General features: G+C 69.1%; 12 protein-coding genes and 2 tRNA genes. 7 read left to right on the top strand and 7 right to left on the bottom strand.

Going from position 1 to position 9,971, the window contains the following annotated elements; translation table 11 throughout:
* Positions 1-90 precede the first annotated feature (90 nt).
* Positions 91-528 (bottom strand): nucleoside deaminase, encoded by a 438-nt coding sequence (locus ACWEKS_RS37355; RefSeq protein WP_452344464.1) that lies wholly within the window; start codon positions 526-528, stop codon positions 91-93.
* Positions 529-554: 26 nt separating this feature from the next.
* Positions 555-1,094 (bottom strand): tRNA adenosine deaminase-associated protein, encoded by a 540-nt coding sequence (locus ACWEKS_RS37350; protein WP_452344460.1) that lies wholly within the window; start codon positions 1,092-1,094, stop codon positions 555-557.
* A 58-nt stretch (positions 1,095-1,152) separates the two neighbouring features.
* Between ACWEKS_RS37350 and ACWEKS_RS37345 the strand changes: the two genes are divergently transcribed.
* Complete coding sequence (locus tag ACWEKS_RS37345; protein WP_452344459.1) at positions 1,153-2,103, top strand: prephenate dehydrogenase; 951 nt, start codon at positions 1,153-1,155, stop codon at positions 2,101-2,103.
* A 16-nt stretch (positions 2,104-2,119) separates the two neighbouring features.
* Here the strand turns inward: ACWEKS_RS37345 and ACWEKS_RS37340 are convergent, their stop codons facing one another.
* Entirely contained in the window at positions 2,120-2,722 is a 603-nt protein-coding gene (locus ACWEKS_RS37340) for a putative glycolipid-binding domain-containing protein (RefSeq protein WP_354838690.1), read from the bottom strand.
* Positions 2,723-2,998: 276 nt separating this feature from the next.
* Here ACWEKS_RS37340 and ACWEKS_RS37335 point away from each other — a divergent pair, with 276 nt between their 5' ends.
* The 4 genes from ACWEKS_RS37335 (at position 2,999) to ACWEKS_RS37320 (ending at position 6,239) form a co-directional block, all read left to right on the top strand.
* Complete coding sequence (locus ACWEKS_RS37335) at positions 2,999-4,141, top strand: DNA cytosine methyltransferase (protein WP_452344463.1); 1,143 nt, start codon at positions 2,999-3,001, stop codon at positions 4,139-4,141.
* 50 nt (positions 4,142-4,191) lie between these two features.
* Positions 4,192-4,614 carry a very short patch repair endonuclease gene (locus tag ACWEKS_RS37330; protein WP_452344458.1) on the top strand — a complete coding sequence of 141 codons (423 nt, stop codon included), beginning with the start codon at positions 4,192-4,194 and terminating at the stop codon, positions 4,612-4,614.
* Between the two features lie 158 nt (positions 4,615-4,772).
* Complete coding sequence (locus tag ACWEKS_RS37325; RefSeq protein ID WP_452344457.1) at positions 4,773-5,498, top strand: DUF998 domain-containing protein; 726 nt, start codon at positions 4,773-4,775, stop codon at positions 5,496-5,498.
* 27 nt (positions 5,499-5,525) lie between these two features.
* Complete coding sequence (locus ACWEKS_RS37320; protein ID WP_452344456.1) at positions 5,526-6,239, top strand: maleylpyruvate isomerase family mycothiol-dependent enzyme; 714 nt, start codon at positions 5,526-5,528, stop codon at positions 6,237-6,239.
* A 121-nt stretch (positions 6,240-6,360) separates the two neighbouring features.
* Here ACWEKS_RS37320 and ACWEKS_RS37315 read toward each other — a convergent pair whose 3' ends face one another.
* Entirely contained in the window at positions 6,361-7,710 is a 1,350-nt protein-coding gene (locus ACWEKS_RS37315; RefSeq protein WP_452344455.1) for a flavin monoamine oxidase family protein, read from the bottom strand.
* 141 nt (positions 7,711-7,851) lie between these two features.
* Positions 7,852-8,472: a TetR/AcrR family transcriptional regulator gene (locus tag ACWEKS_RS37310; protein ID WP_452344454.1), complete on the bottom strand. Its 621-nt coding sequence runs from the start codon at positions 8,470-8,472 to the stop codon at positions 7,852-7,854.
* Positions 8,473-8,568: 96 nt separating this feature from the next.
* Here ACWEKS_RS37310 and ACWEKS_RS37305 point away from each other — a divergent pair, with 96 nt between their 5' ends.
* Both ACWEKS_RS37305 and ACWEKS_RS37300 read left to right on the top strand, forming a co-directional pair.
* A complete protein-coding gene (locus tag ACWEKS_RS37305; RefSeq protein ID WP_452344453.1) occupies positions 8,569-8,724 on the top strand; it encodes a hypothetical protein in 156 nt (51 codons plus the stop codon).
* A 507-nt stretch (positions 8,725-9,231) separates the two neighbouring features.
* On the top strand, positions 9,232-9,693 hold the full coding sequence (locus ACWEKS_RS37300) for a hypothetical protein (protein WP_452344452.1): 462 nt from the start codon (positions 9,232-9,234) through the stop codon (positions 9,691-9,693).
* Positions 9,694-9,759: 66 nt separating this feature from the next.
* Here the strand turns inward: ACWEKS_RS37300 and ACWEKS_RS37295 are convergent.
* Positions 9,760-9,832, bottom strand: a tRNA-Arg gene (locus tag ACWEKS_RS37295).
* 36 nt (positions 9,833-9,868) lie between these two features.
* Positions 9,869-9,958 (bottom strand) — tRNA-Ser (locus tag ACWEKS_RS37290).
* Positions 9,959-9,971 lie beyond the last annotated feature (13 nt).

Genomic DNA, 9,971 nt, shown 5'->3' with positions numbered 1-9,971 from the left:
GGCCACGATCCATATCGCTGTCATCAACCAGTGGCTGCGACACAGTTGAGGGCGAGCCACAGGCCCGCCCTCAAAACTTCGAGACAGAACCTAGGGGCGGTGGGAATCGAAGAAATCGGCGAGGAGAGCGGCGCATTCGGGTTCGAGGACGCCGGCGCGGACCTGGGGGCGGTGATTGAGACGTCGGTCACGGACCACGTCCCAGAGCGAGCCGACGGCACCGGTCTTGGGTTCCCAGGCGCCGAAGACCAGGCGGCCGATGCGGGAGAGGACCAGGGCGCCGGCGCACATGGTGCACGGTTCGAGGGTGACGACCAGGGTCGCGCCCTCGAGGCGCCAGCCGTCGCCCAGCACCCGGGCGGCGGCGCGCAGGGCCAGGATCTCGGCGTGGGCGGTCGGATCGCCCAGGGCCTCACGGGCATTGGCGGCGCGCGCCAGTTCCCGGCCGTGGGCATCGAAGACGACCGCGCCGACGGGGACATCGCGCGGGTCGGCGGCAGCTGCCGCGGCGATGGCGACCCGCATCATCGCCTCGTCCGAGGCGAGCGAGCCGATCAACGCGGGAGCTTGTCCAGGACCGCGGAGAATTCGTTGGCGAAACCGAGGCGCTGGGCGATCATGCCGAGCTGCTCGTCCGGGTACAGGTCGGTCTCGGCGAGGATGACCGCCAGCACCGGCTCGGGCAGGCCGAGATCGGCGAGGACACCGAGGTCGCCCTCCTCCCAGGGCTCGACGTCGTCGATCTCGTCCGGGTCGATGTCGGGAATCTCGATATTGAGTTCCTCGAGCACGTCGGCCGCGATGTCGTAGTCGATGGCGGCCGTGGCGTCGGACAGCAGGATGCGGCTGCCGGTCGGGCCCGGGCGCAGGATGATGAAGAATTCGTCGTCGACATCGAGCAGGCCGAAGACCGCGCCGGAACTTCGCAATGCCCGCAGCTCGTGCTCGGCCGCGGACAGACTGGACAGTGAGGCGTCGCTCAGGGGCGTCACTTTCCAGTTGGCTTCCTCGCGGACAACCGCCACTGCGAACCCTTCCACGTCGTCGAACTCATCCGACGCCGCCCTGTTCGTGCCCGAGCGCTGTGCTGCCATGGCCGCAACGGTAGTCCGCTTCGGGGGAAATGTTGAAGTCGTATGCGAATCTGATCGCATGACGGGCACTCCGAAACCAGCTGTCTGCGTCCTGGGTACCGGTTTGATCGGCGGTTCGGTGCTGCGCGCCGCCGCCGTCGCCGGGTACGAGGCGTTCGGCTACAACCGGTCCGAGGTCGGCGCGAAAGCCGCCCGCTTGGACGGATACGACGTGATCAGCGATGTGGAGGCGGTGCTCACGCGGGCGGCCGACCGCGATGCGCTGGTGGTGATCGGTGTGCCCATGCCCGCCATCGACGCTGTGCTCTCGGACGTGAAGACCTTCGCTCCCGGCTGCGTGCTGACCGATGTGGTGAGCGTGAAGGCGCCGGTCGCGGCGGCCGTGCAGCGTCACGAACTGGGCGCCCGCTACGTCGGCGGCCACCCGATGGCCGGGACCAGTGAATCCGGTTGGGCCGCATCCTCTCCCGACCTGTTCAAGAACGCGGCGTGGGCGGTGAGCGTCGACCCGGGCGTACACGCCGACCCCTTCCGGCGTGTCGTGCAGCTCGCGCTGGACTGCGGCGCGGTGGTGGTCCCCGTGCTGGCGGTGGAACACGATCGCGCGGTCGCGCGCATCTCGCACCTGCCCCACGTCCTCGCCGAGGCCCTCGCCATCGAGGGCTCCAACGGTGGCCCGCTGGCCCTCGGACTCGCGGCCGGCTCCTTCCGCGACGGCACCCGCGTCGCCGCCACCGCCCCCGACCTGGTCCGCGCCATCTGCGAACCGAACGCCGCCGCGCTGCTGGACGTACTCGACGACACCCTCGAGGTCCTCACCCAGGCCCGGGACAGCCTGCGCGCGAACGGCACCATCGCCGAACTCACCGAAGCCGGGCACGACGCCCGCAACGACTACGAGGACAACGAGCGCTGGGTCATCACCGATGTCCGCCCCGGCGACCACAACTGGCTCACCAAGCTCATCGACGCGGGCCGCTCCGGCGGTGTCCTGACCACCCTGGACTAGGCGCGCCCGGCCCCGGCTAGATCCGTTCGGCCAGGCCGGGGTAGTCGAGCAGGAAGCCGTCCTCGTCGACGGTGACGGTCGCGCTGGAGACCGGCGAGAGCACGTGGATGCCGTCGGGGCCGCTGCTGTAGACGAGGCCGGCTTCCTGCACGAGGAGATCGGGCAGGCGCACGTAGACGACGGGAACCTGCACGTCCTCACTGGCATGGGCCAGCCCGTAGCGGCGGATGGGCAGGGTGTTGAAGAAGGGGCTCAGCACCACGTCCACATCCAGCGCGCCGCCGAAGGTGGAGCGCACGTGGGTGTTTCCGGCGTCGATGAGCCAGTAGTTCTCCTCGTCGCGGGCGATGGAGGCGTGGCGTTCGCCCGAAGCGAGGGTGCTGCGCAGCGACAGCCGCTTGGTGACCCCGGATTCGTCGGTGACCAGGTCGTAGGATGCGCTGAAGGCCGGGTGATCCTCGCAGTCGCCCGCGATGATGCGGCCCGCGGCCCGAATCCGGTTGCCGCTCAGCACCACCCGCACCGACTCCATGCGCGACGCGTTGTGCGCCCGCCAGGTGAGAATGGCCGGCCACCGCGGCGCAGCCGGGTTGGCGTCCTCACTCCCGTTATCCGTCACGCCTATAACCGTAGTTCCCCGCGCCCGCGCACCCGCGATCCCCGGCCGGTATCACCGCCCCGGCGGCACATCGTGATCAACATGCAATGGTGCCGACCGGTTCTCGGTGTTTGCGCACGACATCGACCACCGCCCACCCGCCCGAGTCATAGCGAGGCGCTCTGGACCGGCGGTGGGCAGGGGTGTTGGTCGCGGTGGGGGTGCGGGGACTCGAGTAACGTGCTCTGCGGCACGGGGGACTCCGGGGTGAAAGGGACTGTTGTGACGGGCGCGCGGATGGTCGGCCTGTTCGCCGGCATCGGCGGGCTGGAGCTCGGGCTCGCGGCGCACGGATGGCGCAGTGAACTGCTGTGCGAGATCGACTCCGGAGCGCAGGCGGTGCTGGCCGCGCATTTCCCGGACGTGCCACTGCATTCCGATGTGACCAGGCTGCGCGCGCTGCCGTCCGGGACGGAGCTGGTGGCGGCGGGTTTCCCCTGCCAGGATCTGTCGCAGGCCGGGCGGACGGCCGGAATCACCGGGGCCCGTTCGGGTTTGGTGGACGAGGTGTTCCGGCTGGTCAAGCGCAAGAAGGGCCCCCGCTGGCTGCTCATCGAGAATGTGCCGTTCATGCTGCAGCTCGGCGGCGGCGCGGCGATGCGGCACATCACCGCCGCACTCACCGACCTCGGCTACACGTGGGCCTACCGGGTGGTGGACGCCCGCGCCTTCGGACTGCCGCAGCGGCGGGAGCGGGTGCTGATGCTGGCCTCCCGCACCGAGGATCCGCGGCCGATCCTGTTCGGCACGGACGCCGGGCCCCGCGACGTGGGCGACCCGGCGCACGATCCGTGCGGCTTCTACTGGACCGAGGGCACCCGCGGCCTGGGCTGGGCGGTGAATGCCGTGCCCACCCTGAAAGGCGGTTCGGCCCTGGGCATTGCGAGCCCACCCGCGGTGCGGCTGCCCTCGGGTGAACTGGTCACGCCCGGCATCACCGACGCCGAGCGGCTGCAGGGCTTCGACCGGGATTGGACCACGGCCGCGCTCGCGGTGCCCGGGGTGCGGCCGGGGCATCGCTGGAAGCTGGTCGGCAATGCGGTGAGCGTGCGCATGGCGTCCTGGATCGCCGAGCGCGTCACCCACCCGTCCGACGACCCGATCCCGGACGGCGCGCCGCTGACCCGCCGCAGCTGGCCGACGGCGGCCTGGGGGCATCGCGGCGAGGTGTATCGGGTTCCGGTGTCCACCTGGCCCGTTCATGCGCCGTACGAGGATCTGCGCTGGTTCCTCGACGACTCTCGGCTGCTGTCCGCGCGCGCGACCGCGGGCTTCCTGCGTCGCACCCGGATGGGTTCGCTGCGCTTCCCCGAGGGTTTCCTCGACGATGTGGAGAACCATCTCGAGCGCATGGGGGGCGCACCGCGCGAGGCCGCATGACAGCTCCGGGGCACCTTGCCGGCGGTGCCGGGCGCGGCGAGGATGGCCCGATGGCGGATGCGCGACGACCCGGCACCGATGCGGCCACCAGCGCGCGCATGGCCAGGCAGCGGCGCGTGGGGACGAAGCCGGAGCTGGCCCTGCGGCGGGAATTGCATCGGCGCGGAAAACGCTTCTTCGTGGACCGGGCTCCGCTGCCCGGGCTGCGGCGGCGGGCCGATCTCGTGTTCCCGCGGCGGAAGGTGGCGGTCTATGTGGACGGATGCTTCTGGCACAGCTGCCCGCAGCACGCGACACGCCCGAGGAACAATGCCCAGTGGTGGGCCGACAAACTGGCGGGCAATGTGGCGCGCGATCGCGACACCGATGCCCGGCTGGCCGCGGCGGGCTGGACCGTGGTGCGGGTCTGGGAACACGAGGCCGCGGATTCGGCGGCCGACCTGGTGATGCGGGCTTTGGCGCGCGGCGTCTGACGTCCGCGCCGGCGCATGGGCGACAATGGTCCTACGACCGGACCAGCCGACCAGTCCGGACAGATCGGAAGCTGCGGGCAGGGCAGTACGAGTAAGCGAGGCCAGCGAAAGCGAGCGCGGTGATGCCAACCGAGCAGAAACTAGCCGAGGCGGCCCCCGTGGAGAACAGTCTCCAGCCGCGATGGCGACGGGTGCTGCGGTGGTTCATCGCGATCTTGATCGCGGTCGCCGGACTCGGCTATTCCTCCTGGGTCCTGGAATTCATCCTCCCGATCCACAGCAATCCCACCAACACCTTCCTGAGCCAGCTGGCCGAGAAGGGCGCGCCGTTCAGCTGGGTGTTCACCACCGGCGACACCGGGTCCGGCGCGCTGCTGGTGGTGGCGGGACTGGGCGGCCTGCTGCTGTTCTCGCGGCGGCGGTACTCCTCCATCGGCTGGGCGGCGCTGGCCTGCTTCGGCGCGTCCACCATCGCGGACGCGCAATGGCCCATCGTGCCGGACGATCCGAACGGGCCCAAACGGTATGTGGACACCGGACTGTTCCCGCAGTTGCACCAGATCCATGCGCTGACCAGCACGCTGGCGGTGTTCTCCATCTACATCGCGATGATCGCGTTCACCGTGGCCGCCTTCAAATACCGGCGCTGGCCGATTCTGCGGCACACCGGACTGTGGATTCTGATCGTCGGTTCGGCGGTGACGGCCTGGATGCTGATCGCCGACAATCTGCCCGGCAACTACGGCCTGGGCATCGCACAGCGCATCCAGGTCGGGGCCATGTCGCTGTGGCTGGTGGCACTGGCGGTGCAAATCGTTGTGGCCGAACGGGATTCCGGAATCCCGACCCGGCGTCGGCACACCACGCGCTCATCCGGTCACTGACCGCTCCGACTGGGTAGGGTCGGACTCGTGACCAGCGATGCGCAACTCGCCGACACCGCAGCCCTGCTCGACACCGTCGCCGCCGCGACCGAGCGCCTGCTCCCAGCGATCGCCGCCCTCGGCGACGCCGACCTGGTGGAACCCTCACTGCTGCCCGGCTGGACCCGTGGCCACGTGCTCGCCCACCTCTCCCGCAATGCCGACAGCCTGGTCAATCTGCTGCTGTGGGCCCGCACCGGCATCGAAACCCCGCAGTACGCAAGCCAATTCCTCCGCGAGGCCGACATCGAGGCGGGCGCCCCCCGCCCGCTGCGCGACCAGCTCGAGGACCTCACCGCCTCCGCCGAACGGTGGCTGGACCTGGCCCGGGTCATGCCCGCCGACCGCTGGCCCACCCTCGTCCGCAACCGCCAGGGCGGCGAGATCCCCGCCACCCGCATCCCGTGGATGCGCCTGCTGGAAGTGGAGATCCACCACGTGGACCTCGATATCGGCTACACCCCCGCCGACTGGCCGGCCGACTTCGCCGCCCGCCTCCTGGCCCAGTCCATCACCGAGGTCGAGCCCGCCGAGGGCACCGGCTTCACGGTCACCGCCACCGATTCCGGCTACACCGGCACCGTCGGGGTCCCGGCCGCGACCATCACCGGGCCCACCGCCGCCCTCGCCGCCTGGCTGATCGGCCGCTCCCCCGGCACCGACCTCACCGGCGACCTCCCCGACCTGTCCGCCTGGAAGTAACCGGGCGCCCGCCTCGAGCAGGAGGTCACGACGCTCGGAGATCGGCGCCTACGCCCAACGCGCGTTCACCGGACGTGAGTCGCTCGATCGTCATTGTCGATATCGGTCATGTTGATCCCGGTCATCGGGCCAGAATCTCGGCGGCGGTGCGGCGGCCGGATCGGACCGCGCCTTCCATGTAGCCGTTCCATTCGACGGCGTACTCCGCCCCGGCCCAGTGCACGCGGCCGATCGGTTCACGAAGCACGTCGCCATAGCTGGTCCACACGCCCGGCGCGAAATGCGCGCCATAACAGCCGCGCGTGAATTCTTCTGCGCTCCAGTCCTTCTCGACGTAGGAGATCGGGTCGGCCGCCGCGGGCCCGAAGTATCGGACGAAGCTGCCGAGCACTTCGCTGCGTCGTTCGTCCGCGGACAGCCGCTGCCACCGGCGCGCCTCACCGCCCTCGACGAAGCCCAGCAGGATGCCGGCCTCGCTGCCGGGAGGCGAGACGTCGAAGGTCACCTTGACGGGGCCGGCCTCGGAGATCGCCTGGCCGTTGAGGCCGTTCTCGCGCCAGAACGGCGTCGGGTACGACGCGAACGTCTTGATCACGGTCCCGGCGGGGAGCTTCTGGGTCAGCTGGTCACGCCAGGCGGGCAGCAGGGGGTCGTAGCGCAGGCGCCCGGCAAGGGTCGGCGGTACCGCGATGATCACGTGCCGCGCGGAGAACGTCTCGCCGGAGCGGGTCGTGACCGTGACACCGTCGTCGTCCTGGGCGACCGTCGTGACAGGCGACCCGAGACGCACGTCGAGCCCCTCGGCAAGTCGCTCGGAGACGAGGACCGAGCCGCCGACGACCCGGTCCTGCTGCGCACCCTTGTCGACGGAAACGAGGGTTTCGAGATCGCCGTTGCTCACCGAGTAGAACAGCATGTGCAGAAGCGAGACGTCGACCGAATCGGCGGAGAGCAGCGCCTCGGCCACGACGCGGAAGTAGGTACGACCGCTGTGCGTGCGCAAGTTGCGGCGCACCCACGACTCGTAGGTCTGGCCGTCCAGTTCATGCGCCCGGGGGTGCGCCCAGGGCTGCGCGGGGTCGACGGTCTTCGCGAGCCGCTCGAACCGCAGGAGGCCCTGGGCCAGGTCGGCGAGCGCGAACGGGTTGAGCTTGGGCGTCGCGCCCTTCTGGCTGCCGAGGCGCGACTGCTTCCCGTCGAGCTGCAGGAGGAGTTTGCCCGCGTCATTCCAGGTGCGGAACGTCTCGAGGCCGAGGTCCTCGACGAGGGCGTACATCTCCTCGTGCCCCTCGCCGAGCCAGGTCCCGCCGAGTTCGACCGGATGACCGTCCAGAACGCCGCCCTCGGTGCGGCCGCCCACGCGGTCCCGCGCCTCCAGCACGGTCACCGTCCGACCGGCCTCGACAAGCTTGCGCGCAGCACTCAAGCCGGCGAGGCCGGCCCCCACCACGACGACGTCGACATCATGCATCCTGGTTTCCTTCGCAAAGTCGGTCGTATGACTGATTTGAATCAGGCTACGACGCGACTCCGGACAGCGCAATGCCCCCGAAGTGGAAAACCAATACGGCCGACTTGATCGGCGTACGACTCGCGGCGTTCGGCCGCCGGTTCAGGCCCCCGCGCGGGTGCCGCGACGGATATCCGCCAGCGCGACGAGCATGTCGATGACGGCGTCGAGATCCTCACGCGACCGGGCGATGTTGGGATCGCACACATGCTGGAGCACGAGCCCGTCGATGCCGGCGACGACGAGCCGGCCAAGTCGGCCGAAGGGAACCGCACAGGTTTCGCCGGCATTGTGGGCGGCTCGCTGACACCATTCGGCGACGACACTGGCGTAGCGCTCGTACTGCCAGCGGGCCAAGCTCTCCTGCCCCGGCGTCCGGAGGGCGTATGTGGTCAACTCGTACTGCATGACCTGCAGGTCCCGCTGTTCGACGACCAGCCGGGACCAGAAGCTGGTAATGCCGCGCCGGATCGCGTGCTCGAGCCCGTACTCGAGCTCGGCCGCATCCTCGAGCACCGCCGCGATCTCGTCGACCACGTCCTCGATCACCGCGCGCAGCAACAGCTCCTTGGACGGGAACACATACTGCATCGTGCCCAGCGGGACCCCGGCCTCGGCGGCGACCGCGCGCACCGAGGTCCGCGCCACACCGTCGCGCGACAGCACCCTGCGCGCGGCGGTCACCATCTGCTGCCGCCGAACCGACGCCTCCACGTACACCATGACACCCCTCTCGGTCTGATGACTGAAATTCTGCCACCACAGGGCTTGCCACGATCTCATCGCCGACGCTTCAGCGATCCTATTACAGTCAGTCGAATGACTGATTTTCTCGGTCAGTGGGTCGCCACCATGGACGCATCCGCAGACCTCAACAGGGCCCTCCCCATCGCCGCAACACAGCTCCGGCTCGCCGCCCCTGTCGGCACCCTCGCCGGCGGCGCCCTCGGAATGATCGTAGGGCTGCCCGATTGACACGATCACCGGTGGCCTCACTGCCGATAACGGCACTCGGCTGCGTCGTCGGCGCCGCCACCTTCGCCGCTCTCGGCGGCATCCTCGGTAGCCTCACCGCCGGCGCCCCGGTCGGAATCGCCAGCGCCGCACGGATGTACAACACGCCGCAGAGCGCAGGCGATATCCGAGCACTCAGCCCGGCCACACAACCCGGTCGGCACCACGGGTCGAAGCGGCGAAGAATACGACCCTCGCCGCCCCCTGTCCCACCAGATCCATCCGCGGACAACAGGCCGTGCGCACGAAATCCACAGGCCTGAAGCGACTTTCATGCCTGGAGCACTGTGTCTCCAACTGGACCGACCGCGCAGGGCAAACCCGGCCTCATGAGCAATCAATGCCTCCGGTCGGCCGAGTGCGTGCGACAAAGGTTGTGAATGATCTTGTTTCACACTGTCGGTGGGGCGTTGCAGCTTCACGGACAGCGCTGATCAACAGGCGCTTTTCGACCGAAGGGGAAGCTACGTGAAGAACACTCGAATCCGTCGGGCGGGCATCGGAGTTACCGGATTCGCGGCGATGGCGGCGGTGATCGCCGGAGCACCGGCGGCATCGGCCGACCTGTCGAGCAATAGCATTTCGGTTGCCGGCAATTCGCACTATGTCAGCCAGCCGTACACGCTCACCGCCGATGCCAGCGCCGTTCCGGGTTGCTGGATGGTGTGGTTCTACGACACGGACAAGGCCATCACTCCGCCCGGGCAGGACTCACCCGGAGTACTGCCCAAGAATGGCGCGGCCACGGTCCAGTGGACCCCGACGACCACGGGCACACACCACATCACAGCAGTCGCCATGCTTGTTTCCGCCCAGGGACCGATACTGGGTCCGCTGGACATCCAGGTGACCACCGCCCCTACGACGGGTACCGGTAGCGCCGACTCGATTCCGGTCATCGGCGGCATCCTGAAGTCCCTCGGCCTCTAACCGCCGGGGTCACGCGCCAAAAGCCAACGGCCCCACACCTTCTGGTGCGGGGCCGTTGGGCTGAAGCGCGCCCGGAGAGACTCGAACTCCCAACCTTCTGATCCGTAGTCAGATGCTCTATCCGTTGAGCTACGGGCGCATGTCTATTCAAATGTGCACCCGGCGTACCGGGCGGTGGCGGAGGCGAGAGGATTTGAACCTCCGGTCCCCGTGAAGGGACAACTCATTAGCAGTGAGTCCCATTCGGCCGCTCTGGCACGCCTCCTGGTGCCCCTCTT

The organism is Nocardia sp. NPDC004711 (genome assembly GCF_053601595.1).
Note: the sequence above shows the minus strand (reverse complement) of the source record. Positions and strands in the feature narration are given on the sequence as shown.